At 42.3% G+C, this 26,455-nt stretch carries 27 protein-coding genes; 21 read left to right on the plus strand and 6 right to left on the minus strand.

Features of this window, described 5'->3' with window-relative positions:
- The first annotated feature begins 9 nt into the window (after positions 1-9).
- The 16 genes from xseA (at position 10) to MHH63_RS28550 (ending at position 14,970) form a co-directional block, all read left to right on the plus strand.
- Positions 10-1,389, plus strand: coding sequence for an exodeoxyribonuclease VII large subunit (gene xseA, locus MHH63_RS06105; RefSeq protein ID WP_036682820.1), 1,380 nt, complete (start codon positions 10-12; stop codon positions 1,387-1,389).
- Positions 1,367-1,624, plus strand: a complete 258-nt coding sequence (xseB, locus tag MHH63_RS06110) for an exodeoxyribonuclease VII small subunit (protein ID WP_036682818.1) — start codon at positions 1,367-1,369, stop codon at positions 1,622-1,624. Before xseA ends, xseB begins: the two co-directional genes overlap by 23 nt.
- On the plus strand, positions 1,611-2,558 hold the full coding sequence (locus MHH63_RS06115; RefSeq protein ID WP_340394320.1) for a polyprenyl synthetase family protein: 948 nt from the start codon (positions 1,611-1,613) through the stop codon (positions 2,556-2,558). The genes xseB and MHH63_RS06115 overlap by 14 nt, the downstream gene beginning before the upstream one ends.
- A 99-nt stretch (positions 2,559-2,657) precedes the next feature.
- Positions 2,658-4,562, plus strand: a complete 1,905-nt coding sequence (dxs, locus tag MHH63_RS06120; protein WP_076129652.1) for a 1-deoxy-D-xylulose-5-phosphate synthase — start codon at positions 2,658-2,660, stop codon at positions 4,560-4,562.
- Between the two features lie 45 nt (positions 4,563-4,607).
- Complete coding sequence (locus tag MHH63_RS06125; RefSeq protein WP_076129653.1) at positions 4,608-5,510, plus strand: TlyA family RNA methyltransferase; 903 nt, start codon at positions 4,608-4,610, stop codon at positions 5,508-5,510.
- A gap of 330 nt (positions 5,511-5,840) precedes the next feature.
- Positions 5,841-6,314 (plus strand): hypothetical protein, encoded by a 474-nt coding sequence (locus MHH63_RS06130; protein ID WP_232061423.1) that lies wholly within the window; start codon positions 5,841-5,843, stop codon positions 6,312-6,314.
- Between the two features lie 31 nt (positions 6,315-6,345).
- The gene (ahrC, locus tag MHH63_RS06135; protein ID WP_036682813.1) at positions 6,346-6,795 is read left to right on the plus strand and encodes a transcriptional regulator AhrC/ArgR; all 450 of its coding nucleotides are present in this window, start codon (positions 6,346-6,348) and stop codon (positions 6,793-6,795) included.
- Between the two features lie 46 nt (positions 6,796-6,841).
- Positions 6,842-8,569, plus strand: coding sequence for a DNA repair protein RecN (gene recN, locus MHH63_RS06140; protein ID WP_076129654.1), 1,728 nt, complete (start codon positions 6,842-6,844; stop codon positions 8,567-8,569).
- Between the two features lie 138 nt (positions 8,570-8,707).
- A complete protein-coding gene (gene spoIVB / locus MHH63_RS06145; RefSeq protein ID WP_081383394.1) occupies positions 8,708-9,820 on the plus strand; it encodes a SpoIVB peptidase in 1,113 nt (370 codons plus the stop codon).
- A gap of 197 nt (positions 9,821-10,017) precedes the next feature.
- Entirely contained in the window at positions 10,018-10,833 is an 816-nt protein-coding gene (gene spo0A / locus MHH63_RS06150; RefSeq protein ID WP_036682806.1) for a sporulation transcription factor Spo0A, read from the plus strand.
- A 996-nt stretch (positions 10,834-11,829) separates the two neighbouring features.
- Positions 11,830-12,006, plus strand: coding sequence for a tyrosine-type recombinase/integrase (locus tag MHH63_RS06155; RefSeq protein WP_179086313.1), 177 nt, complete (start codon positions 11,830-11,832; stop codon positions 12,004-12,006).
- 741 nt (positions 12,007-12,747) lie between these two features.
- Complete coding sequence (locus MHH63_RS06160) at positions 12,748-13,044, plus strand: hypothetical protein (protein WP_076129461.1); 297 nt, start codon at positions 12,748-12,750, stop codon at positions 13,042-13,044.
- Positions 13,045-13,363: 319 nt separating this feature from the next.
- Positions 13,364-13,516, plus strand: a complete 153-nt coding sequence (locus tag MHH63_RS06165) for a hypothetical protein (RefSeq protein ID WP_179086314.1) — start codon at positions 13,364-13,366, stop codon at positions 13,514-13,516.
- A gap of 429 nt (positions 13,517-13,945) precedes the next feature.
- Positions 13,946-14,164 (plus strand): hypothetical protein, encoded by a 219-nt coding sequence (locus MHH63_RS06170; protein ID WP_076129462.1) that lies wholly within the window; start codon positions 13,946-13,948, stop codon positions 14,162-14,164.
- A gap of 92 nt (positions 14,165-14,256) precedes the next feature.
- Positions 14,257-14,661: a hypothetical protein gene (locus MHH63_RS06175; protein WP_340394298.1), complete on the plus strand. Its 405-nt coding sequence runs from the start codon at positions 14,257-14,259 to the stop codon at positions 14,659-14,661.
- Positions 14,662-14,886: 225 nt separating this feature from the next.
- On the plus strand, positions 14,887-14,970 hold the full coding sequence (locus MHH63_RS28550; RefSeq protein WP_405132629.1) for a putative holin-like toxin: 84 nt from the start codon (positions 14,887-14,889) through the stop codon (positions 14,968-14,970).
- 232 nt (positions 14,971-15,202) lie between these two features.
- Here MHH63_RS28550 and MHH63_RS06180 read toward each other — a convergent pair whose 3' ends face one another.
- The 5 genes from MHH63_RS06180 to MHH63_RS06200 form a co-directional block, all read right to left on the minus strand.
- Complete coding sequence (locus MHH63_RS06180; RefSeq protein WP_076129464.1) at positions 15,203-15,406, minus strand: hypothetical protein; 204 nt, start codon at positions 15,404-15,406, stop codon at positions 15,203-15,205.
- A 597-nt stretch (positions 15,407-16,003) separates the two neighbouring features.
- On the minus strand, positions 16,004-17,152 hold the full coding sequence (locus tag MHH63_RS06185; protein WP_076129465.1) for a DUF4062 domain-containing protein: 1,149 nt from the start codon (positions 17,150-17,152) through the stop codon (positions 16,004-16,006).
- 273 nt (positions 17,153-17,425) lie between these two features.
- On the minus strand, positions 17,426-17,986 hold the full coding sequence (locus MHH63_RS06190; RefSeq protein WP_340394296.1) for a hypothetical protein: 561 nt from the start codon (positions 17,984-17,986) through the stop codon (positions 17,426-17,428).
- Position 17,987: 1 nt separating this feature from the next.
- Positions 17,988-18,191, minus strand: a complete 204-nt coding sequence (locus tag MHH63_RS06195) for a hypothetical protein (protein ID WP_076129466.1) — start codon at positions 18,189-18,191, stop codon at positions 17,988-17,990.
- Between the two features lie 684 nt (positions 18,192-18,875).
- A complete protein-coding gene (locus MHH63_RS06200; protein ID WP_305953561.1) occupies positions 18,876-18,965 on the minus strand; it encodes a helix-turn-helix domain-containing protein in 90 nt (29 codons plus the stop codon).
- A gap of 853 nt (positions 18,966-19,818) precedes the next feature.
- Between MHH63_RS06200 and MHH63_RS06205 the strand changes: the two genes are divergently transcribed.
- Entirely contained in the window at positions 19,819-20,538 is a 720-nt protein-coding gene (locus tag MHH63_RS06205) for a hypothetical protein (protein ID WP_076129467.1), read from the plus strand.
- A 229-nt stretch (positions 20,539-20,767) separates the two neighbouring features.
- Here MHH63_RS06205 and MHH63_RS06210 read toward each other — a convergent pair whose 3' ends face one another.
- Positions 20,768-22,510 (minus strand): ABC-F family ATP-binding cassette domain-containing protein, encoded by a 1,743-nt coding sequence (locus tag MHH63_RS06210; RefSeq protein ID WP_076129468.1) that lies wholly within the window; start codon positions 22,508-22,510, stop codon positions 20,768-20,770.
- Positions 22,511-22,890: 380 nt separating this feature from the next.
- Between MHH63_RS06210 and MHH63_RS06215 the strand changes: the two genes are divergently transcribed.
- From MHH63_RS06215 to MHH63_RS06230, 4 genes are all read left to right on the plus strand, one after another.
- Complete coding sequence (locus MHH63_RS06215; RefSeq protein ID WP_143765051.1) at positions 22,891-23,139, plus strand: hypothetical protein; 249 nt, start codon at positions 22,891-22,893, stop codon at positions 23,137-23,139.
- A 288-nt stretch (positions 23,140-23,427) separates the two neighbouring features.
- Complete coding sequence (locus MHH63_RS06220) at positions 23,428-24,204, plus strand: RNA ligase family protein (protein WP_341171317.1); 777 nt, start codon at positions 23,428-23,430, stop codon at positions 24,202-24,204.
- A 407-nt stretch (positions 24,205-24,611) separates the two neighbouring features.
- Positions 24,612-25,388, plus strand: coding sequence for an ABC transporter ATP-binding protein (locus MHH63_RS06225; protein ID WP_076193168.1), 777 nt, complete (start codon positions 24,612-24,614; stop codon positions 25,386-25,388).
- A gap of 42 nt (positions 25,389-25,430) precedes the next feature.
- Positions 25,431-26,441, plus strand: a complete 1,011-nt coding sequence (locus MHH63_RS06230; protein WP_076310274.1) for an aliphatic sulfonate ABC transporter substrate-binding protein — start codon at positions 25,431-25,433, stop codon at positions 26,439-26,441.
- The last annotated feature ends 14 nt before the right edge of the window (positions 26,442-26,455 follow it).

Raw genomic sequence — 26,455 nt, forward strand, 5'->3', positions numbered from 1 at the left:
GTAAGATTCATGGCGGCAGAGCGGCAGGTTTATTCGATCAAAGAACTCAACCGTTATATCCGCATGAAGCTAGACTCGGATAATTTACTTTCGGATGTGTGGATTCGCGGAGAGATTTCCAACTTTACACATCATGGCAGCGGGCATATGTATTTCACACTTAAGGACGAGAGCAGCCGCATTAAAGCGATTATGTTCGCTTCTCATAACCAGCGGCTGCCCTTTATTCCGAAAGAAGGCGCTCGGGTAATTGCCAGAGGTAATGTGACCGTTTATGAACGGGATGGGCAATATCAATTCTACGCCACACATATGCAGCCTGATGGGATTGGCAGTTTATATCTAGCCTATGAGCAGCTGAAGAGCAAGCTTGAAAAAGAAGGCCTTTTTGCAGAAGCTCGCAAGCGTTCGTTGCCGCGGTTTCCGAAGTGTATTGGTGTGATTACTTCCCCAACAGGAGCAGCTGTACGAGATATTGTGATTACGCTTCAGCGGCGGTTTCCGCAGGTAGCTATTGTAATCTATCCCGTACTGGTGCAAGGCAAAGGCGCTGCGCCTTCGATAGTGAAGGCGATTGGTGCGCTGAACGCCATGGGTGAAGCCGACGTGCTTATCGTCGGCCGCGGCGGCGGTTCGCTGGAGGAGCTGTGGGCGTTCAACGAGGAGGAAGTCGCGAGAGCGATATCGGCATCAAGGATTCCGGTCATCTCGGCCGTCGGCCACGAGACCGATTTCACGATTGCCGATTTCGCCGCCGACCTCCGCGCGGCTACGCCCACAGCGGCCGCTGAGCTGGCCGTGCCTCATGCCGGCGAGCTAGCTGCGCAGCTTCGCCAACTGCAGCAGCGGCTGCGTCAGGCGCTGCAACAACGCGCCCAGCGTGGACGCGAGCGCCACTCGGTGCTGCAGCGCTCGCTGGCGCTGGCAGGCCCGCGCCGCACGCTGATTCAGCACACGCAGCGGCTGGACATGCTGCGTGTGCGGCTCCAGCGCTCGGCGGATGCACGGCTCAGCCGTTCCCGCGAGCGCAAGGCGGTGCTGCATCACAGTCTGCAGCGGTTCCATCCGCGCGACAGTGTTGCCGCAGCACGTCAGCTCACAGACAGTCTGCGCCGTGAGTTAATGGGCGCTATGCAGGCTCGTTTGCAGGAGAAGCGATCTCGCTATGTGGCAGAGATTCGTCACCTAGATGCGCTTAGCCCGCTTAAAGTAATGTCACGAGGCTACAGCTTAGTGTATGACGAGGCGGAAGAACATTTAATCAAATCGCTGACTGAAGTGCAGCTTGGCGATCTTGTGGTGATAAAGATGAATGACGGACAGCTGAACTGCCAAGTATGGGGGATGAAGGAGGATGGCAAAGACGATGACGAAGGAAGCGGAACTTGATTTTGAAGGCGCTATGGACCGACTGGAGGAAATCGTTCGTGAGCTTGAACACGGCGACGTTCCTCTGGAGAAGGCCATCGATTTATTTCAGCAGGGCATGAAGCTGTCGCAGCTTTGCGGCAGCAAGCTGGAACAAGTAGAGCGTAAGATCGAAATGATTACCCAAGAGGACGGAGAACTGCGCAAAAAGCCGTTTGGTGCACGTCTGGAAGGGGACGCTGATGAATCGCTTTGAGAATGATCTGGAGGGAAGCTCTGCAAGTGAAAGCATGCGGCAGCCGCTGGAGGATTACATCGCATCGATAAGTGATTTGCTCTCACATGAGCTTGAGACTATTCTTCCCGCAGCGTGGACGGTACCAGAAAATTTACAGCAAGCGATGAAGTATTCGCTAATGGCAGGAGGCAAACGCCTCCGGCCGCTGCTTGTGATCGCTGCTTGTGAATCACTGGGAGGCAGCCGTGAAGCAGCCTTGCCTGTTGCTGCTGCGATTGAGATGGTACATACCTACTCGTTGATTCATGATGATCTGCCTGCCATGGATAATGATGATTATCGGCGCGGCAAGCTGACGAATCATAAAGTCTTTGGTGAAGCATCGGCTATTCTTGCGGGTGATGCGCTTTTGACCCATGCTTTTTACAGTGTGGTACAAGCCTCGCGTAAATTTGGCATTCCTGCTGAAAATGTTTTATCCATAGTAGAGGATCTGGCGGAAATGGCAGGTCCACGCGGCATGGTCGGCGGTCAGATTGCAGATATGGAAGGCGAGCAAGGACTAACAGATCTAGCGCAGCTGAAATATATTCATCTGCATAAAACCGGAGATTTAATTATTTTTTCGCTGTTAGCCGGCGGACGTATTGCAGGGGCAACAGAGAAGCAGCTTGAAGCTCTGCGTGATTTTGGCACTAGCATCGGACTCGCTTTTCAAATTCAGGATGATATTCTTGATTTGGTTGGTGATGAAGGCAAGCTTGGTAAAAAAACAGGCAGCGATATCAAGCAGCAGAAGGTAACCTACCCTTATTTTATTGGGTTGGAGGAATCACGTGCTGAGGTGAAGCGGCTTACAGAAGCAGCGCAAAATGCTGTGCTGAATGGCGGTTTTTACGACAACCAGCGCCTGCTGGAAATTGCAGATTATTTAATGGCACGTGATCACTAAGTATGAACTTTCGAAGCGGCTGTATTTCGACAGCCGTTTCGTTTGTGTTATAATGGTTTTTATATATTTTACAACATCTAGGAAAGCGGGGAACTATTCGTGCTGCTTCCACAAATAAATGATCCACAACAACTGAAATCACTGTCAGTCGAAGAATTAACTACTCTTGCAGAGGAAATTCGACGATTTCTGATTGAGAAGCTTACAGCAACCGGCGGGCACCTCGGTTCTAATCTGGGGGTGGTGGAGCTCACGCTGGCCTTACATTATTGCTACAACAGTCCTCGTGACAAAATGATCTACGACGTTGGCCACCAAGCCTATGTCCACAAAATACTGACCGGCCGTCAAGATCGCTTTGATACCCTACGCAAATATCAGGGATTGTGCGGCTTTGTTAAGCGCTCTGAAAGCGAACATGATGTGTGGGAGGCTGGACATAGCAGCACCTCTTTGTCGGCAGCTATGGGGATGGCTATGGCTCGTGATCTAAAAGGCGAAGACAACAAGGTGATTGCCGTGATTGGTGACGGTGCGCTTACCGGCGGGATGGCTTTTGAAGCGCTTAACCACATTGGTCATGAGAAGCGCAAGCTGATGGTCATTTTGAACGATAATGAAATGTCGATTGCTCCGAATGTAGGGGCGATGCACAATTATTTAAGCAAAATTCGTTCGGACCGTCATTATTTGCGTGCCAAAGACGAGGTTGAAGGGCTGCTTAAGAAGATTCCGGCCATCGGTGGACGATTAGCGAAAACCGCTGAACAATTAAAAAACAGTCTTAAATATATGATGGTTCCTGGAGTATTGTTTGAAGAGCTTGGCTTTACGTATCTTGGGCCAGTGGATGGACATGATCTGGAGAAAATGATCGACACCTTCCATCAAGCAGATAACGTGGCGGGTCCTGTGCTTGTGCATGTGCTGACGACCAAAGGCAAGGGCTATAAACCGGCTGAGACTGATTTTTATAAATCGCATGCTATTTCCCCTTACAAAATTGAGTCAGGTCAGGCACTTAAAGCTGTAGGTCCTCCAATGTACACCGAAGTATTTGGTAGTACACTGATTGAGCTAGGACGTGAAGATTCGCGTCTGATTGCAGTTACCCCTGCGATGCCAGGCGGTTCAGGTTTGTTTCCTTTTGCGAAGGAATTCCCGGATCGTATGATTGACGTGGGGATTGCAGAGCAGCATGCAGCAACCTTGTGTGCAGCTTTGGCTATGGAAGGGATGAAGCCGGTATACGCCGTGTATTCTACCTTCATGCAGCGTGCCTATGATCAGATCGTCCATGATATTTGCCGCCATAATGCCAATGTTATGTTCGCCATTGACCGTGCTGGATTTGTGGGTGCGGATGGTGAGACTCATCAGGGTGTGTACGATGTTGCTTTTATGCGCCATATCCCTAATATGGTTATGATGATGCCAAAAGACGAAAATGAGCTGCGTCATATGATGAAGACGGCACTTGAATATAATGACGGTCCAATTGCTTACCGCTATCCGCGTATTAACGGAACAGGTGTGGCATTGGACGCTGAACTGCATACCCTTCCTATAGGATCATGGGAACGACTGCGTACAGGAGAAGGATATGCTGTAGTGGCATGTGGTCCTATGGTTCAAGTGGCTGAAGAAGCCGCTGATTTGCTGAAGCGGGAAGGGATTCAGGTGGGCGTTGTGAATGCGCGTTTCCTGAAGCCGCTTGATAATTCCATGCTTCTGGATTTGGCTCATGCTGGAACCAATATGGTTGTTATTGAAGAGGCTTGCCAAGCGGGAAGTCTCGGCAGTGCGGTATTGGAGTTCTACGCGGAGCATGAAATTTATGACGCTCGTGTACATCTGATGGGTGTGCCCGACATCTTCGTGGAGCATGGCTCCATTAAAGAACAACGTCAGCAAACAGGTCTTACCGTAGAAGCGTTATGTGCACGTATCAAGTCCATGATGGCTCTAAGTGCTTATAATTACAAAACGACTTCGTCTTCCTAAGTGGAAGCCGGAAATTAGTAACCCTTGAACGATCGGGAGATGACCATGGAACACCGTAAAGAACGGATTGATGTACTGCTTGTGGAGCAAGGTTTTTATGAAAGTCGGGAGAAAGCTAAAGCTGCTATTATGGCAGGGTTGGTGCTCGCGGATGAGGAACGTATTGAAAAAGCTGGCATGAAGGTCTCGCGGGAGTCTACCCTTAAGGTTAAAGGCTCTGTGCATCCGTATGTCAGTCGTGGAGGCCTAAAGCTGGAGAAGGCTCTTCGCCAATTTAATATTGATCTTACCGGTCGGAACATGCTGGACATTGGTGCTTCCACTGGCGGCTTCACAGATTGTGCGCTTCAGAATGGTGTAAGCCATGTGTACGCCATTGATGTTGGCTATAACCAGCTGGATTGGTCACTGCGGAATGATGAGCGAGTGAGCGTTATGGAGCGTACGAACTTCCGGTATATGACACCTACAGATTTGCAGGGTCCTGTTCCGGACTTTGCCAGTATTGATGTATCTTTTATATCCTTAAAAATAATTCTCCCACCCCTCAAAGCCTTGCTGCAACGTCCAGCAGATATCGCTGCACTCATCAAGCCGCAATTTGAGGCTGGACGTGAGAAGGTTGGAAAATCAGGTGTGATTCGTGATTCCGCTGTCCATAAAGAGGTTTTGATTAATGTACTGACTATGGCTGCTGAGTTAGGATTCGGTCTCCATGGATTGACTTTTTCGCCAATTACAGGCGGGGAAGGCAATATTGAGTTTCTTGCTCATTGGAGACTGACGCCAGAAGTGGCGGAAGGCGAAGAATCATCCGTACAGCCGGCAGCTGCTGTTGCAGCAGTCATTCCAGTGGAGGACTTTCCATCCCTTGCTGATGAAGTGATTAAGCAGGCTACGGGTACTTTTAATGTGAGTTCTACTCATGGAAACTCCGCGCGCCGTTAGAGCTTTATGAACACCCCGTCAACCTCAAATGGTCAGCGGGGTGTTTTTTTTGAGTGGGAAGTCTGAAGAGTTCAACCTTGAAAATTCCTCTTCATCTGTTAAGATTGAGGGAGCAGATTTGCTCAAAGGGATTGAATTTATTAAAATAAAGACCCGGTATAAAATCCGGGTCTTTATATTTTGAATCTTTTTTGGATTTACTGTGCTCGTTGTAATTGTAAATTGCTGAATTAGCGAATAATATCAATTATGCGGAAAGCTTATAAAAAGACAGCTTAGAAGCAGGATTTACCAGGGCTTCACGCGAATAAATCACCGAGGTGATTGATAGTGGCGGGTAGCTCTGACAAGGTCGTTATGGCGTTTATTGGGGTAGCATTATCGATTTTTATAATATATCGGATATATGTATGGCTGCAGAGTTCTCCGCGTTCTTTTATGAAGGATCAAATTCCGTTCAATAAAGTGATTATTCCACATCCCTCTATTGATATACTTGAGGATGAAGGATATGAGGTCGTTGGAGGGAAATTAAAAATCCCCTTGTCTTTCAACGTAAATGGGGCGCAGATGTATAGCCGGTTATTTATAGATTATGTGGCGACAAAAGAGGAAGGATCTTTATATTTAGTTATCCTTTCCAGACCACGCAAGCCTTTGGATTTCACTGGCAGTGGCTTACGTGATACCTTGCTTCCCTACCTGCTGATCTATCCGGAATGCAGCGGCGTTCTATATGTTAATGTAGCAACAGCATCGATCCATGTCATTAAGCTTGGCAAAGACGACGGAGAATCAAACTGAGTCCATATTTTTTATATACCAGGAGGCAACAATGAAGGGACAACGACATATTAAGATTCGTGAAATTATTACACAAAAGGATATCGAGACACAGGACGAGCTTGTGGAAGCCTTGCGGGAATCAGGTTTTCAAGTTACTCAAGCCACAGTATCTCGAGATATAAAAGAGCTGTTGCTCATCAAGGTACCCATGGATGATGGAAGATATAAATATTCACTTCCAACGGATCAACGGTACAATCCCATTCAGAAGCTTAAGCGCGTTCTTGTGGATAATTTTGTGCAGATCGATTCCTCGGCTAATCTTGTGGTGATGAAATGTTTACCAGGTACGGCTAACTCTGTCGCTGCTTTAATTGATAATATTGACTGGCCGCAAATTATGGGAACCCTTTCTGGTGATGATACAATCCTTATCATTTGCCGTTTACCTGAGGACAGCAAGACCGTAATTTCACAAATCATGGGTTATATTTCTTAATTATAATTAATCAGATGCCTGTCATCTTCTCGGAGGTGCTCTATTAGTGTTAGAAACCTTGTCTATACGCAATCTTGCCGTCGTTGAGGCGGTAGATGTGCATTTTTATCCTGGCTTCCACGTGCTTACGGGGGAGACCGGGGCAGGTAAATCCATTATTATTGATGCGCTTGGATTGATTGTTGGAGGCCGCGGTTCTGCGGATTCCATTCGTTATGGTTGTGAAAAAGCGGAGATGGAGGCGCTCTTCAGTCTTCCCAGCGGTCATCCCGTTTGGGAGACTTTGGAGCGTCTTGGCATTGAGGCCCAGCGCGAGGAGCATCTTATTATACGACGCGAGCTTACCTCTCAAGGTAAAAGTACATCACGTGTAAATGGGCAGATGGTCAATCTTACCATGCTTCGCGAGATCGGCGAGCAGCTGGTTAATATACACGGCCAGCATGAGCACCAGAACTTGCTGAAGGCGGAACGGCATCTGGGACTGCTGGATACATACGGAGAACCGATTATTGGTCCGCTAAAGGCAGTTTTTCAGGAAAGGTATTCTGCCTTCGCGAAGGTGGAGAAAGAGCTGCGAGAGCTGCAGGAATCCAGCCAGAAGGCATACCAAATGCTTGACTTATATCGTTTTCAGCTTGAAGAAATTTCATCCGCCGGATTAAAACCGGGAGAAGATGAATTACTTACCGAAGAACGGGTCAAACTATCCCACAGTGAGAAAATGATGGATTCCGTATCGGGTGCATATGAGCTACTTTACGACAGACAAGGCTTGGAATCGATCGGTAATGTTATTTCCAGACTTGAGGATGCAGTTCGTTACGATGAGAAGGGTCTGCGAACAGTGCTCGAACAGCTGCAGTCCTCATATTACCAGCTAGAGGATGCTGCTTTTCAGCTTCGTGATTACCGGGAAAATATCGAGTTCAATCCGATGCGACTTGAAGAAATAGAGAATCGTTTGGATTTGATCACTGGACTCCGACGTAAATATGGAGAAAGTGTAGAACAGATTTTGGCTTATTATGAACAAATTCACCGGGAAACTGATTTGCTTGAGAATAAAGATGAATATCTGGAGAAACTGACGGCGAAGCGCGATTCGTTGCTGTCTGTATTAATGGAAGCAGCTACGGAATTAAGTGAAGCACGAAAGCTTTGTGCTGCTGATCTGGCCACCCAAGTGGAGGGTGAGCTCAAAGACCTTCAAATGGAAAGAACCTCGTTGCAGGTCAAATTGGACAGGCTGGAGGACCCGCGTGGAGTCGAATACAATGGTCGGCGTATTCGCCTCACAAGACAAGGGATAGACAGCGCAGAATTTATGATATCCCCTAACCCGGGCGAACCCCTGAGACCTCTTGGCAAAATTGCCTCTGGTGGTGAGCTGTCGCGTATTATGCTGGCAATGAAAAGTATTTTTGCGCGCCATGATGCAATTCCAGTTCTAATTTTTGACGAAGTGGATACTGGTGTCAGCGGCAGAGCTGCTCAGTCCATCGCAGATAAGCTGTTTAAGCTGTCCTCTACCTGTCAGGTGTTCTCCATTACTCACTTGCCGCAGGTGGCTTGTATGGCTGACCATCAGTACTTAATCCGCAAAAAGGTTGAGGATGGAAGAACCATGACTGAAGTGGAATCCCTAACGAACGATGGACGTGTAATGGAGCTGGCCAGGATGCTGGGTGGCGTAGAAATTACCGAAAAAACATTGCACCACTCGCAGGAAATGCTTAATCTGGCCGAGGCAAGTAAGGCTGCAACAAGCTAAGCGGAGCAATGATTGACAGTAATAAAAGCCTGGGGGCAAGGTTATCTTATAGGTACGCAATTGGCGACCACCTTTTTCGTCAAGCGAAAGAAGCAAAAGGGAGCGTGACAGCCATTGAAGCCTAACCTCAGGAAGTTAATGCCAGGCCTTTTATTTGCCTTCTTTCTTAGTTTATCGGGCATAACGGGAACAAACCTAAGTTCTGCTGCACCACTGCAAGGTGAACCAGCCAAGGTGACTGCACAAGGAATTCATTCCGAGCTTAAGGTGATCCCGGGAGGTCAAACGATCGGTGTGAAAGTGAAATCAGCAGGTGTTTTGGTTGTTGGTCATCATCTGATTGAAGTATCCGAGAAAACTAAGCTTTCCCCAGGAGAGGTCAGCGGTTTAGTGCCGGGTGATCTGATGATCTCCATGAATGGTGAGAAATTGGACGAGTTGTCCAAGGTGGCCAAGCTGGTGGATCGTGCTGGTAAAGCGAATAACCCCTTGACCATTGTCTTCAAACGCGGAGGTAAAGAGCATACAGCTAAGTTAAAGCCCGCGTATGACATTCATGACAAAGTGTGGCGGTTAGGCCTGTACATTCGTGATTCAGCAGCGGGTGTTGGCACATTAACTTTTTATGCTCCAGAGCAAGGTGTATATGGAGCTTTGGGACATGTGATTACAGACATGAATACCGGTACTCCAATTGTTGTAGGCAGTGGTCATATCGTTCAGTCCAGTGTCACCTCCATATCCAAAAGCCAGGATGGCGATCCGGGCGAGAAACGAGCGCATTTTTTGAAAGAAAGCCAAGTGCTTGGAAATGTGGAGAGCAATACTGACTTCGGCATCTTCGGTAAAATGAGCTCCAATCCCGAGCACAGTCTTTACAAAGAACCTATCCCCGTGGCGATGAGCGATCAAGTCAAGGAAGGTCCTGCTGAGATCCTAACTGTAGTTGACGGACAGCAGGTGGAGCGGTTTAAGGTTGAGATCATTCATGTAGCACATCAGCAAACGCCAGCCACTAAAGGAATGGTGCTGCGGATCACCGATCCACGTCTTATCGATAAGACAGGCGGTATCGTTCAAGGCATGAGCGGAAGTCCTATCGTACAGGATGGCCGTCTCATCGGAGCCGTAACTCATGTATTTGTAAATGATCCTAAGTCCGGTTATGGATGCTTCATCGAATGGATGCTTCAAGATTCAGGTGTGACCAAACAGGAGAATAGGTATTCATTAAATCTTAAGGCGGTTTAGCCTTAAGATTTTTTGTCGAACGATTACGAAGAACCTCGAACATTGAGATAAAATATTTAATTATAATCCAACGCAGAAAAAAAATAAAGAAAAATAATTTTCGACAGAAGGGAATTCGATCTCCATGTCGAAAACGTAAGAGACAAGAAAAAAATGTTATTTTCGAATAGCAGATATAATTAAGGAGGAAGCAGCCAGTGCAGAATATTGAAGTGTTGTTGGCCGATGATAACAGGGAATTTACGAATTTGCTTTCCGAGTACATTTCTGAGCAAGAAGATATGACCGTAACGGGTATCGCCTACAATGGTGAAGAAGTGCTTCAAATGCTTAGCGAAGCGCGTAAAATTCCCGATGTTCTTATTCTTGATATCATTATGCCGCATTTAGACGGCCTAGGTGTATTGGAACGTCTACGTGATATGGATCTGAATCCTCAACCGAAGATCATCATGCTGACTGCTTTTGGTCAGGAGAACATCACTCAAAGAGCTGTACAGCTTGGTGCATCCTATTATATTTTGAAACCGTTCGATATGGAGGTCCTGGCAAATCGTGTACGTCAGCTTGTCGGCTCTCAAGGCAGCATGAGCTCCTCCTCCAACATGTACAATTATTCGTCGACGTCCAGATCGAATGTAGTGCCGCTCTCTAAGGGCAAGAACCTCGACGCTAACATTACCTCGATCATCCATGAAATCGGTGTCCCAGCGCATATCAAGGGCTATCAGTACCTGCGTGAAGCGATCACCATGGTATATAACAATATCGAGATCCTTGGTGCGATTACGAAGACACTCTACCCAGCAATCGCTGAGAAGTTCAAAACCACGCCTTCACGCGTAGAACGCGCGATCCGCCATGCGATTGAAGTGGCTTGGACACGTGGCAACATTGACTCCATTAGCCATTTATTCGGCTACACCATTAATATCTCCAAATCTAAGCCTACTAACTCGGAATTTATTGCCATGGTAGCCGACAAGCTGCGGATTGAGCATAAGGTTAGTTGAAACGCTGGTGTTACGCGGAATAAGGACGTTTGATAGAACATTTGTTCACGTCAACTTGTACGTTCGTTGAACGGAGATTCCGATAAACTATCGGTGTGCGACTCCGTTAAACTTTCCGTATTCGCCTAATGTAGTAGCGCTAATTTATCGGACGTTTAGCTAAAGTAAATCTTAACGTAAGTTCACGGTATATACAAACATGCGTCAATCTCTCCGGAGATTGGCGCTGTATTTATGTTAGGGGTTGTCGTCAAATTTAACGACATTTATAAATATCAGGAGGCGGAGGTGGGGATACTAATAATGTCACCTATAAAACGTTCAAATCCAAAAAGTAATCGTCCGTTGTTTGAGCTTCTCGATGAGTTTATGGAGACAAAGAAGTTACAAGGAATTAGTCCACATACATACGACGACTACGTACGTAATGTTAATTTGTTTATTAAACGATACCCCAGCGCATGGAGTTCTCACATCGCTCTTAAGGCGTCTTTAATAGAACACCTTTCTCAAGAAGGAATTGCCCCCTCAACATTTAATAACCGACTTGTCTATTTAAGGACATTCTTTAAGTAGTGTGTTAGTGAAGGGTACCTTAAAGAAAACCCTTTAGGTACTTTAAAAAAAGCGTAAAGAATGCTCTCGAATTGTAGCTATCGATTTAGAGGTGTTCAGGAACTTCTGAGTGTGCCTGATCAATCTACTTTTGTAGGTATGAGAGACTACACTCTTATATTGTTAACTTTGGATACGGGAATAAGGCCTTCTGAAGCACTCGGATTGTTACCAGACAACCTTAATTTAATGACGGGGAGTATTTATATACCTGCAGCAAAAGCTAAATGAGGGTAGCGCGCACATTAAGCATTTCCGAAGTAACAAAAAATGCACTAATAAGACTCGTTCAATTACGTCCGAGGTTTTGGGCAAATAAAGTACCCATATTTTGCACCGAGTCAGGAAACAAGCTTAACCGTCACGTGTGGGGTGATCATCTTGAACATCATAGTAAGAGTCTTGGTGTTCATATCCCGCCCTTATGACTTAAGACATGCATTTTCACTAGAGTTCATTCGTAATGGTGCGTTAGCCTTTTCGCTACAAAGAACGCTCGGGCATGTTGATATTACAATGACTAAACGATATGTAGCATTAGTAGACGATGATTTGTGATAGAGCACGCAAAGGCGAGTCCCGAGTAGGATGAGCGCTGGTCTCTTTGGAGGTCAGCGTTTTTGCCGATATTATCGAGCATTATACGAAGCGAGAGTGTAGTTAATGGCGCAGTTAACTAACGATATATCCGTGGGTTTAATCTGTATTTACATGATAAACCGAGTAATGTAGCGTTAAGCTGGCGAGATGCGGTCGCAGTATTTCAAGAACGGTAGAAAAAAGAAAACGTGCGTGCGGCGTAGTATTCGGGAGTAAACGGGAGATGATCGAGATAGATGTAAGGAAAGAGGGGAAGAGCCAGGCGGATATATGTTAACATTTACCGAATTATCGTTAACATTAACTGAAAAATTGTTAACAGTATTTCAACAGGTTATTAACGATTGTTAACATTAACTGATTTTTCCGAAGAATCGACTGACACTACGATAGTTTACTCAATCACCGGATTTGGAGTTTTACGATTTGCTATCTATCATTCTATAATCGGTGGTGTAGAGTCAGTAAGGCCAGTATAAAATAATACAAGAAAATCCGATTTCGGTCCAAAATTCACACAGATGGTCTAGACTACCATGGGGTTTTTCTCTTAAATACTCGATATATCGCAGAATCTCTAATTGGAAACTTTTATATATGAGGAGGTATACTTGTGCCATAGCTCAGATCACCGCCGACCAACGTAAAGACTGGCGCAATCTACCTCTCGCGGATTGGAATACGCTGACCGTCTAGGTGATGATTACGGAGCTAAATTGCGACCGTTACGGAGTCGAAACGTACATTCCGGCTGCGGGCGGTTATCGCTTCGAACAAGGCGTAATCAAACGTGCGCTCAAGCTGTACGGTGCGGGTCCTTTACGCGAAACGATCGAACGTGCCTTCGCAGAACATCGCGTAACAACGAAATATACGCAGTTAACGGCGGTTTTTTTGATAACGTATCTCTTGCCGCGTATAATGCCGCAAGTCCTTGCGAACGGGCAACGTAAGGAACGGGTAAAGGCAGCGCAGGAGTCGGCGGAGTTTTTGTAAGAAAAAACGTAATAGGAAGTTGATCCTCTGACACATTATTTGGTAAATATGGTTGTGATAGAGCTGGTTTTATTCGATTTTGGTCCAAAAGCGCTAAACATAGCTTAAATATGGGCTTGTCAAGCTACAATTTCAAACCATATTTGTTGAATGACAGTTGTTTATATCTGAGATAAAGTAAATATAGAAGGAGGAACGCAATTGACGCACGCTAAAAACTGCATATTATCCGTACAGTGTACGTTGCGGATACCGCCGCAGTAATTAACTCGTATATTATCCGCATATATCGGATCTCACCAATGAAAAGGGGCAACCGTTGGAACGTTCGGCTTACTTTTTCGATGTGAATGCGCTCCTGGAGTTATATACAGAGTTATCCTACCAAAACCGTACCATCGCGGTTCTTGATGAGATCGGAGTACGCGTAGCTTCGGACAGATTCCACATAGCGGAATTAGTTATCGTGTGACGAACACCATGCCGGCTATATGCCATCGAATATAGCGATCGAAGATTTAGCGGAGGTATTCGACGCGAGTTTAGCGGATCGTATACGTGATATGCATGGTGAAGTGGATTTCATAGCGAGAATAAAGACATTTTCGAAAAACGGCGTCAGCATGAGTATTTAAGAGAAAATGAGAGATCGTTTAACTTAACATATCTCATGTAGACAGAAAAATGTACCCTAAATGGATACTTTTGTATACAAAAGTAACTATTATGTATACAAAAGTGGTTGTTTTGTATACAAAGTATAATAAGAGAGGTTTTAGTAAGATAGCTTAAATTCAACTTTGCAACAATACTGCTTGTTTCATATAATCTGAGGTGAGACGGGCGATGTCCAGGCGATAATGCGACTCGGCATTTAACGTACGGATTACGGTAATTCGTCATGAGAACGAAGACGATACTCGCAGATTCAACGTACCTGTTCGGAACTGATACGCTGGCACACGAAGGGCACGGCGTAATCGAACTCGGCAAAGGGCGTAATAGCGGCGAGGATACGCGCGTTGAGATCGTATATCTACCGAATTGGGGCATCGTGCAGGAGACGGATTTAGCGGATGAGGCTGCGCAGTTTGTGGCCTTGATTTTAGTGGGTTTATAAAAGTTTATTTTTATATGTAAAAAGTTTATTTTAAGTATTTACTCCAACCATTGGTGTGTGTATAATCAGAATATACCAAGGGAGGTAATGAAATGGATGCAAATACAGAATATTTTAAGAGGCTTGCCCAAGATCAGCGCATGAGAGAGAAGCGAGATAGAGGTGAGGAGAAACGAATTACGGTGGTGTTAAGTGAGTATGATTATAATCGTCTTGCTTATATTGCAAAACTATCAAGTCTTAAAAGAAGTACTATAGCAAAGAATATGATAATTAACGCCCTACTCAGTGCTGAAGAAGTTTTTGGATTGAGTGAGTATGTTGAGCTTGAAGACTCACAAGGTGAGCCGACAGGAGTGCTGACAAAATATGGGGAGTATATCAATGGTAGAGTGATTGGAGATGAGGCATACGAGGATGATGGCTCGAGAGATAAACCTGCGGCTAAGACTTCACCACGGCGTCCTGTCACAAGAAAAAATTTAACGATCGAGTGAGTACTTGGAGATATATGAACTCTATTAATCACGAAATCTTTTTCGCGGCCGTCGAACGCTACCCTTGGCGCAATCTCCATTACGCCCTCGACCTCCCAACTTCTGTAAGATCCTAACATTGACTACTGCGGTTTGGTTGAATTATGTTCGATGAAACAAGAGTAGAATTGATGCCTCGTTTCAATAAACAACGAGGATTCGCGTCAGTTGAAGGAGGTGAGGAAGATGTTGACTATAAACGAGGCATTAACGTTAATGATATCATTTGCTTCATTGGTATTAGTTATTGACAGAAAAAAGCGGAGTTAAAATAACCGATCATCCGACCAAAGAATCCGGTTACCCCTCCGCTATTTAATACTTAACGCCATTGTACGCTTATTTCTCGTCGGACACAACAGGGAGCGCCAGGAAAACGGAGAGATGGCGCTCTTTTAACAATCCTTACAGATGCTGAATACGTGTGAAAATACGAAATTGGACTCGCGCAGGTATGTTGCGGAGTCCGGTATTTACGGAGTTTATTGTATAAGGTTGATCTTTATTTCTTACTGTTAAATATTTGAGGGCGTCCTATTTCTGCTGCATGTATTTCTTCTATGTCGCGCTGGGCGTCCTCTTTTGTATAGTTGTTACGACCAACACGCTCTAGTTTCGCAAAGATGCGATAGAGCGTGTTTTTTGCCTGTGTCTCGGACATTTTTTCGATAGCATCGCGCAGTGCTTGCGCTTGTGGGTCCGTCATTTTGTCGCCTCCTTTACGTGAAATTCATGTGCGGATCTAACTTAGTACACTCCACCAATCTTGACGGTATTTTGCGTGTATTTTTCGACCTGGCCTCCGTATTCCGCTATTCGCCCGTCCTTTTCACGTGCGGTTACACGACCTTACGCCAGTGCCGCGGTAAATAATTCGATGTCCGTGTATACCTCCGTAACAATCAGCGCCTTTCTGGGGGTGTTGATGAATAACATTCGACAAAACAGCGCCAGTTTCTTCCGAGGAGGAGGCGTTTTTATTTACGAAAAGGGGATCTTATGAGGGTGTGTTCATTTCTCAGGTGAGGCATTGTAGTTTCGTAGATTGTTACTAGGACACAATGCTAACATGGTGAGAGCTGGACATATCGAAGCAACATGATATGTTTTCGACGGTTAATACAATCTATAAATAATGAAGTCAAGCCGGAAAGCCCACATAGGGTCGACCGGTTTTTGCTTGTTGTGCGTGCCTTTTCGCAGGCTTATGTAACCCTCAGTTTGGTCGTGTATGTTCCGTGTCAAAGCTGCGATCGGTGCTGCAGACCATGTACATCCAGGTATTTCTTGACACGGCTGCCCGTTATCGCTTTTTAACTAATGGGTTAATTGATAATCCTAATTCATCCTCGAAATGCGATATTACATTTTCATCCCATACTTCAATTTTAAATTCAACTTCGGAGGTAACTTTTTCAAGCTTTACTGCTTTCTTTAGGAACTTTTCCGAAATATCTTGCAGATTACCGTGATCTCCGGGAATAGCGATGATGAAGTGTATAGGAACTCCTTCTGCATGCTTGTAGTTGTGTACAAAAACTCGTATTTCAGCTAAAGTTTCATTGAACTCTTCGAGAGTAATTTCTTTCACAATGAGTAGTTTTTGATAATATTGTTGATCGGGACTGAAAATATAGTATGGCGAGTAATCTGATTCTGGGTACTGGAGAATAATTGTAGATGACTCACCGTCTTCCTCATTTTTTTCTAATATTATCTCCCAACTAATTCCGGGATACGAACTGATGTATGAAGCGCTCAATAGTTTTAAAACTTTTTCTAGTCTGTCAGTTATTTCTGGAGGGCTGTTTTGTATCTGTCGCTCTTTAACCGTTGCTTGTTGGAGTGCCTGCTTTAGCTTTTCGTTTTCCCGACCAAGCTGATCCATCTCCTTTTTATAGTGCAGCACCGATGTTGCGTATTCTTCGCTATTTTGAACAGCCCTACCTGAGATCCAACCGTATAGGTTTTTGTCTTTAACAAGTTCATTTAAAGTCTGCATCACTGTTATCTGTATGTCCTTAGTATCCTCAAAGAATCGCGATACTTTAGATAGTACATTTGATTTGAAGTCTTCATATTTTTGTGCATTATCAAGTTCAATAACAGCTTTCCCCAATTTCTTAATTTTTTTTTGAAGAGCATCTGAAGAGATTACAACTGCGAATCTGGGTTTTTTTAATTCTCCTGCTAGGTCGTATTCCCAATGTGTATAACTCTTGCCAGTCGTTTCTTCTATAGAACCATATCTGCCGCCTAATATCAGCAGGTACACATCGGACTCTTCTATCCATTTTGTTATTGTGTCTTTTTGAGATTGATCGCCAGAGCGAAACAATTCCATTCCTGCAGGAATATGACCGGACTTAAGAACCGACTCAACGGCTGCCTGTCTTTCATCCTGAAGGTCAGTGAATGTTGAGGAAATAAAAACCTGCAGTTTTTTTGACATAAATTCCATCTCCCTTATAGCTATAAGTGCTTGCTCATGATTTGCTCGATACTTGTTTTATTTTCTCGTTTCTCTACTCCAACCCGTTACTTGTAGTAGTGTCTGATCCGTCGCCTACGTAGGAGAAAACTTCTATGCAGTCGTGAAACCGTTGATTATCGGCGAGGACGTTTATTTTATATATGTGGAGCCGAGGGTTAGAACGCGTGAGAACATAAAAAAATTGCACTATCACGTTTTTTTACAGAGTCCGATATTTATGGATTTTATCGTTTAATACCTTGCTTTACGCTGTTTATAGAAAGGGCTTGCACTCCTAGTGAACCCTGAATGGTTATACAACTCAGACAACAAAGCCTCTACTTTTGACGGGGCGCTTACTGCAATATTCCTTAAAGTGCTCGTCGCGTAAAGTAAAGATTTGTTAGACTCGTTGAAGTGGGTGATTTTATTCCTCTGAGACGTTAATCTCATATAGTTACTAAGAGTGAGTTGGTCGATATTGCAGCTAAACAGTTCTTCAAACTTCTTTATTTTTGCTGAGATATTCTCGAATTCGGAGGGTACCTTGCTTCCATTTTGCAGTAATTTAAGAAGAATAGTATTATTCGGAGATAAATCTTCAGCCATTAATTTTAGCTTTTTATGAACAAGCTGAGTCAGTGCTGCTTCAACTGATGCGCAAAAATTCAGGATAGCCTGCCGATAATATCGTCGTTTTTGAAATTCGTCAATTGCTTTATTTCCTTCATCTTTATTGAATAACGCGTCGTTAAACATCTCGGCCGGATAGCTCAGGACAGAGAGGCTGAGACTTAAATTATTATCTCCCATTTTATCGCTCGCCCTCCTTCGTAACCGGAAAGTTATAATTAATCCGCATATAATAAGCACCGGAGTTCTTCACGCTAACCGGCGTATACTTTTGGATTGGTCCACTGTGCTCTTTAATTCTGACGTCTTCTTTTTCTCGTACCGTAACGTGTACTTGTGCTAACGCTGCCATGAATAATTCGTCGTCCATCTGTAATATCCGCATAGTTTCGAATGTTTCCAAATTTCTTCCGCAATAAAAGTAATATTCGACAAATTAGCGCTACTTCCTTTCGGGGATATGTTGTAATTTTAATGCATCTGTCGCTGATTGAGTTGTGTGTGGATGTGTACGCCACTCAGGTGAGGGCATTGTAATTTCGTATAGTATTAACGCGAAACATTGATGAGAAGTTTTATTTCCCGACTAGAGCCGGACAAAATCGTACTGGCTGTGGATAGGTATTTCGCGAAGGCGGTAAACATGCGGACAGGATTGCCGAAGGAGAGCGTATATTCTCCGGTGGGTCTGTTTTACGATGCATATACGGAGGGGCTCGCGGAGGGGAATGCGTTACGGTGTAAGCGGAGTGCTGCAGGCGATTGATTATGACGTTAATCTTGGCGTTCTCCTTTAAGGACTTGCGCTGGGAAGCCGCATAAACAAAGGGATTTTTCGGAGCTTTAGCACCTTTGATGTGCTAAGTTGTTAACGTAGTTAAAGCGCAGTCTTAGCGGAGAGTATCCGTTAGGGCTGCACCTTTATTTGTTCGTATCGTCCTATCTGCCTGCGTAAGCCCTTGAATTAGCGCGCCTAGCCCTTCGGGAGTATTAGCGTTAGGACATGGTACAGAGCGGCTAATTTGACGGTGATCTTAACGCTATTCGACATTGACCATGTTCGTGTCATCTACAAACTCAACAACTCCTCGATCTTACAATCCAAATCCTCACAAATACGCGCGATTACACTGAGCGCAACAAACTCTCCGTTGGACATCTTAGCAATAGTTGCAGGAGACAAACCTACCTAATGTATTCCGAAGATACGTTTTCGTCTTGTCTCGTCGTATTAGTGTGATCTCTATCGGCTTGTAGCTTGGACGAAGTTTCATATGTATTCCTCCTAAATATCTATACCTCAATTTTATATTTCTTGAACAAAAGTACAATAACGCAAACATTTTGTTTGTTAAGTGTTGAAATTGTGTTTTTTAATAGCATACTATATGTACAAAAAGTTAAACATTTTGTACGCAAAAATATATAGGAGGTTTCAAAAATGCCTAATCTTATTACTATCGCACCTGCTACTATAGACGTTTCCTCGTATCCAAGCCGCAGCCTTACTAGAAGCGCAATAGGATTAAGAACTATTTACTTATGAATACTTTACATTAACTAATCACCATTTTACACTTAAAAAATTAACATCAATACAAGAAGTAGTCTTTTTTTTATGATAGATACTATCAATAGATGCGCCGTTCAGCTCTTCAAAACGCACCATCCGTTGCAGCTATGTTCTTACAACTGAAGCTGTAGTGCATAATAGATTAAACCACTAATATACTGTTTTTTATAGTAATATGAATTGAGTGCAATAAGTTTAGTGCTCATTTAGGATTACATAATTGTTGTTTTCTGTAATAAACTATTTCGAACAGCATTGACAATAATCAATCAAAATAATACAGTTTGAATGAAATAATTTTTACCAACTAACTTTTTAATTCCAAACCGATAAATAACGAGAAAATTGAATCTGATACAATCGGGCGAGCTGGTTAAATAAACCAATCTTCTATCAGATATAGGGAACTACATTTGTGAGTTAAGTCGGAGGAATCTTCATGAATTATTACGAATCAGGTGTTGAAAGAATTAAGAATATTAATGCGAATTTATACATTGGAATTTCAAAAAAAAGATACGAAGAAGTAAGATCTAGAGGTGAATATGAAGCAGATGCTAATTTGATTGCAGAGTATTACCGTAGAGTCGGCGTGTTTTTGCAGTTTATCTCTAAGGAAGCAGCAAGTATATACATAGGTATGGATATGTTATTAGGTTTTAAAATGGAGGAAAATGAGTGGGACATTTTCTTAGAAACGTGTCCGAATTTTAATAAAATTGATATTATGCTTATGAAATTAATAAGTATACATTATTTACGCTGGTGCTCTTTGCTTGATGCGCGCGACAATATCGCATTACAGTTTCCAGATATATATGAACCGATGATCAAATTATTTGAGAGAGGTGGGGGACGGATTAATACCCATCACCACGAACTGGTTGGTGGATTTGGAGCTTTTTCACGCTCTATTTATGCAAATAGAGGAGATATGACCCCTTTTGATATAAGCGATGTTGCTCTAGAAAATATAATTAAGGAAGTAGAACTAGCAGAAGGTTACTTAGCGGACTATAAGAACGGAAATTTATCAGAAAATAATTGTATCCGCTGTGGTAACAAATTATTGATCCTACCAAACTTATCGGATTATGGTTATCAATGGTATAAAATTAAATGCGAGACCAAAGACTGTTTTGATAAAAATTTCTCATGATACTTCATTATAGTTATATCAACCAGAGAGGTGAAGAGGAGTTTGGCAAAAAATGTGTTGGGAAAGATTTTTAATGATAAGTGAACCACTGTCCCGGCATGAGCTATCAATAAAATCAATGCAGTAAAAAGACACTGAGATCTATTCATCAGTGTCTTTAATGTGGATACTTTTCCACCAACATTTTATTTCATCGTTCTTGTAATCATTTCATTCAGAAGGTTGGAATTTAAAGTAACTTAATCAGCTCTTCTAGCTCGTCAACCATACCTTTTGCAAGTTCAAAATTATTGTCTTTTAAAGCTAATTCTATTTTCATTTCAACTGCTTTTTTATTTTGTTCATTTTCTAAATAATCTTTATCAAAATGACTGGCATAAATCATCTTTCTGAATTTTCGCATACTCATTTTTCTAATCGTCTTCTCGTCAATGATTAGTACATAATCCATACCATTTACTACAGAATAGAAATCATGAGAAATCATGAGAATTGCACCTTTATAATCTTCAATGGCTTTCTCCAGTGCGATTTGTGTATAGGTGTCTAAATGGCTTGTCGGTTCATCAAGAAGCAATAAGTTTGCTTTGCTAGCAGAAACTTTCGCCAATTGCAGTATATTTTTTTCGCCACCAGATAAAGATTCTATCTTTTGAGTAAGAATTTCTCCTTCAAAGCCATAGTTTGAAAGATGTGCTCTAATCTCGTCATAAGTTGCAAACCCAGCATCGATGAAGTCTTCTAGTATGGTATTAGAATCCTTTAGCACTTCGTCTTGAAGCTGAGAAAGATAAGCCACTTTAATATCAGCATTTATTTCAATTGAATCATGATTATTTTTAAAGATATCTCGGAGTAAAGTCGTTTTCCCGGTACCGTTTGGACCGATAAGGGCTACTTTATCTGTAGGTTTCATCTCAAAGTTAACATTTTCTAAAATCAACTCATCAAAGGAAACACTATAATTATTCACATTTAAAACAGTGATGTCTTCTTCAAATTCATTGTCCACACCAAAACTGATTTTTGGTTGCTTAATATCAACGAATGGCGCTTTAATTTTTCGCGCTTCCAATCTTTCTTGAAACTTAACCCTAGCTTTTAACGCTCTCCCTCTAGATGCTTCTGAATTATAGGTTGCGATCGCTCTAAGATTATCAATAATGTTATCGTATCTCTCTATTTCTTCTTGTTCAGCGACTGCGATTTCTTGTAACTCAATTTTCGTCTGAAGTAATGAGAAGTTATACTCAATATATCGCCCATCGAACTCTTGGATCTCCATGTTTTCAAGGTGTATAATTTTGTTAAAACAATGATTCAATAGATAACGGTTATGCGTAACAACTAGCAATATTCCTTTGTGAGCATTAATCAGATTTTTAAGTGCATTTAGGTTTTCAAAATCTAAAAATACATCGGGCTCATCCATAATCATTAAGTCTGGGCTAGTCAGCATTTCCTTCATCACTTGAATAAGCTTGAATTCCCCACCACTTAGGTCGGATACCCTAACATCTTTTAGCTTCAAGAGGTTGGCTAAATTTAGTTTCTTATTAATATTGCTTTCAAAATCATTTCCATCCATTAAATCAAAGGCATCTAGAGCTAATTGATACTTTTCGAGTAATGAATCAATATCTGATGATGTTTCCATTTCAGTGAGAATCGCTGTTATTTCATTTTGTATCTTAATAAATTCTTCTCCTATATATTCAAAAACGGTTGTTTCTTTAGATTTGTCTAGTTGCGAAAACTGACTTACATATCCAATTTTGCAGGTGGGGTCCATCTCTAGCTTGCCTTCGAACAAATATTTTTCTGGATCCATCAGTATATCGATCAGTGTACTTTTACCACTGCCGCTTGTTCCTATAAAAGCGCAATGTTGTGCTTCTTCAAGCGTAAATGAAATGTTTTTATATAGTTCTTTTTGCGGGAATGCGAAGGATAAGTTATCAACTTTTATCATAGTGTTACCTTTCTTAACTAAAAATAGTGACTATTATAAGATGTATTGAAGAGTACAGATTTTGAGTTTACCGTTGATAGAGTAACATTGTTTACAAGCAACTTCAATCATTTCGCATTAAAGGTATCAAAATCATCTGATAATACAATCTTACAGACTGATAAATCATGGTCATAAAACCTATAAATACCTAATGGCTACAACTCGGAATTGATTGCCTTGGTAGAAGATAAGCTGCGGAAAATATTCCATTTAATGTTATAGTGGAGTTAGTAGGGTAAATCCTTTGTTATTTTAGATACGTACATGCTTGAATTTATTAAGGCTTGCCCTATATTTATATTTATCGTAGTGCTTCTGACTATACTAAATCTACGGCTATGATACGAGATGAGATAGCTATTGGTGGTTTAGAGAAAGGTTCAATTGGCCTTGTAATTAATAATACGCAAGTTTTAAAAGATGCTAAAACATTTTCAGTGGTGATTGACAGTAAGACTCGTGAGTATGAATATACAGGTGGAAAATATCTAATTATAAAAGATAGTAGGATTTGGAATCCGACTGCTCAATTAAAAATTATTTTCTCAAATGATAAAAACGAAACAATATTTGAATCAGATTATTAAAGAAGATTTATTGGTGTTTACTACTATTTAGATATTCTTATTTTGCTGATTTTCTATTACATGAGTATCACTTGAAAATACATATAAGAACCTTCTTTGCGTATAACCTTCATGCGTAATCAACAAAGTAATTACGTAGATTATGATGATACTTATCTTCAAAGTTAAATTGGTAAACAAATAAGGAGAACTCTTTATGACAATCCCATCAGGAATAACACGTGAACACGTAATCATTTATAAGAACAAGAGTCATATAAAGTGAATTTGAAAGTGGGAGAATAGTTTATGGATTTAAAGAAAATTAATTCTTTAACAAAGTACCCAAGCATTCTTACATATCATCAATTAGGTGAACGAGGTCGGTTAAATGATGTTTTAACGGAGTCAAGAGGCTTCGCAGAATTAGACGATGTTTTTGTTTACGAAAAAGTAGATGGTGAAAATTCAAGGATCATTTTATTAAAAAATGATAATAACGAAGTTGATTATCTAATTGGTTCCAGAGAAGAATTGTTATATGCAAAAGGAGATAGAATCGGTAATCCTTATGGGAACATTGCGGAATTTCTTAAGCCGTTAGCAGAAAAAGTAATTGCAGATATCCTTCTTGAGGGTGACTGGGCATTAACCGTAATTTATCAGGAATCTTATGGAGGGAAAACAAAAGCATCCAAGAACTATTCTGACAGAAAAACTCAAGGGTATCGTGTATTTGATGTGTTCTCCTTGAATAAGGATGAATTATATAGACTTCTTGAGTTATCGCAGGAGAAAATTGCGATGTGGCGTGATCACGGAAATCAACCATTTTATGATGAAATTGAGAAGAAGAGATTTATTGAAAGTATTGATTTGCAGTCTGCACCACTTCTTGAAACCACAAAGGGTTCCGAGTTTCCAACTTCTCTTGAGAGTACATATTCTTATTTAAAAAGATTCGAAAACACGCAAGTAGGCATCGACGCATCAGGCAAATCAGAAGGAATCATTGCTAGAACAACGGATCGTAAACAAGTTAGAAAAATACGGTTTGAAGATTATGAAAGAACGTTTAGAAAGTAATAGCTGGAATTATTATCAATGCTGATACTTTCAGAATTTAGCATGAGGTTCCCTAAGCAATGGGGTTTGTGAACAGCCCCCAAAATACTGCTTATTCATTGGTCCAAAACCAATAAATATGCGGTATTTTTTTGTGCAGTTTTGAACTCCAATTAGATAAATCCCTATCGACTATAACTAATACTATGTCCTTGCCATTCGCAAAACCTACCCACTTCACAAGACATACAACCATTTGGCAAATAATGTTTGACATGTGAGGAATGTCACTGATAAGATGATGTAAATTAAACCTAGTTGAATAATCGGATAAGGTTCTTTAGAAGCTCTCATTATTTTTTTGCTCTTAATACCAATTAAATACATAAGTATAGTTTAGTTTAAATTTATCGGAAAGGGTGAATGGAGTGACGGAGGAAACACTGGTTATCGAACATTTGAATAAAGTATTCGCCGCGCCTGCCGGTGATGTTATCGCATTAAGCAATATTCAGCTGAAGGTGAAAAAAGGCGAGTTGATTACGATTATAGGTCCCAGCGGCTGCGGAAAAAGTACCTTGCTAAAAATTGTGGCAGGATTGGATACGAGCTATAGCGGCACGGTTCTACTGAATGGCAAACAGATCGACGGTCCGAGTATTGAGAAGGGATTTATTTTTCAAGAACCAAGACTTTTTCCGTGGTTGACGGTGGAGCATAATATTGCAGCAAATTTATCGCTTAAAAATCCAGAGGTTCGCAAAAAAGTAGATGAATTGATTGAACTTGTACGATTAAAGGGTTTTGAGAAATCCTATCCACGTGAGCTGTCAGGCGGGATGGCCCAACGAGTATCTATTGCTAGGGCGTTGCTCCGTAATCCGGATGTATTATTGCTCGATGAACCTTTTGGCGCACTAGACGCTTTTACTAGATCACATCTGCAAGAGGTACTTCTTGATATTTGGCAGAGCAATAAGACGACTATGTTATTTGTGACTCATGATCTGGATGAAGCTGTATTCCTGGGTGAGCGGGTAGTCATTATGAATCCCCGACCTGGGCATATTCGCAATATTCTTCCCATCGATTTACCGTTTCCGCGAAAAAGATCCAGTACTTCATTCCAAGAGCTACGTCGACTGGTGCTGAGTGAGTTTGAGAAGGTTGAAGAACCGGCAATCGATGTTGGTGCTGGTATCTAGATAAAGAGAGTCCATTTTTTATAAAAAGGGGAGAAATGATCCATGAAATTATTTCGTAATTCACTACTTCTTATGTTTGTTTTGACTGTATTTGCAACAGGCTGCGCTTCGAATGAAAAGAGTGCGGGAAAGAACGACGCCAACAAATATGAAGGTGTGACCATTAAGATTGGCGTGCAGGGCAGCGGGGGGATGTTTGGTAAAGCCCGTGAGGAAAAATGGTATGAGCAAGAATTTGATAAGCTGGGCGTAAAAGTAGAATGGACGGAATTTCAAAGTGGACCCCCAATGACAGAGGCGATCGCTTCTAATAAGTTGGACATAGCGACTCTTGGTAACATGCCGGTGATCGCAGCCCAAGCTGCGGGTATTCCTATTAAGATTATCTCACAAGTATTAGAAGGTACGAATAACGTTGCTCTTCTTGTACCTGGTAGTAGTACTGCTCAGAAACTGGAGGATCTGAAAGGCAAGAAGATAGCTGTTACAAAAGGCAGCAATGCTTACAACTTCCTTTATCGCGGTATTGAGGAATCAGGTCTTAAAGAAGCAGATTTTGAGATTATCCAGCTACAGCCTGATGAAGCACAACCTGCATTTGAAACCGGTGGCGTTGATGCATGGGCTACATGGGATCCGTATATTACTCTAAACGCATTGACCGGTAAAGGGAAGGTTTTGACGGATGGTGAGCAATTGGGTGTCTTATCTCCTTCTTTTGTGATCTCCCGTTCAGCGTTCGCAGAGAAATATCCAGAACTAGTTACGCTTTATTTAAAAGTAACCAACAAAGCTATAGCTTGGGAGACAGATAACCGCGCTGAAGCGACTGAAAGATATGCAGCTGAGCGGAACATTCCGGCAGCGGTAATCGAGGGTACGTTTGAACGTTCCCAGATGATCAACATTCCAATTAGTGATGCTGTTGTTGAAGAATTGCAGAAGACAGCCGATTTTCAATTTGATATTAAGAACATTCGTAAAGAGATTGAAGTTTCTAAAATAACAGACAATCAATATATTGAAGCAGCACTGAAGGAACCTTTGAAGTAACGGATGAAACCACA

Origin of the sequence: Paenibacillus sp. FSL H3-0310, assembly GCF_038002785.1 — a bacterium.
Lineage (GTDB): Bacteria > Bacillota > Bacilli > Paenibacillales > Paenibacillaceae > Paenibacillus_AQ > Paenibacillus_AQ odorifer.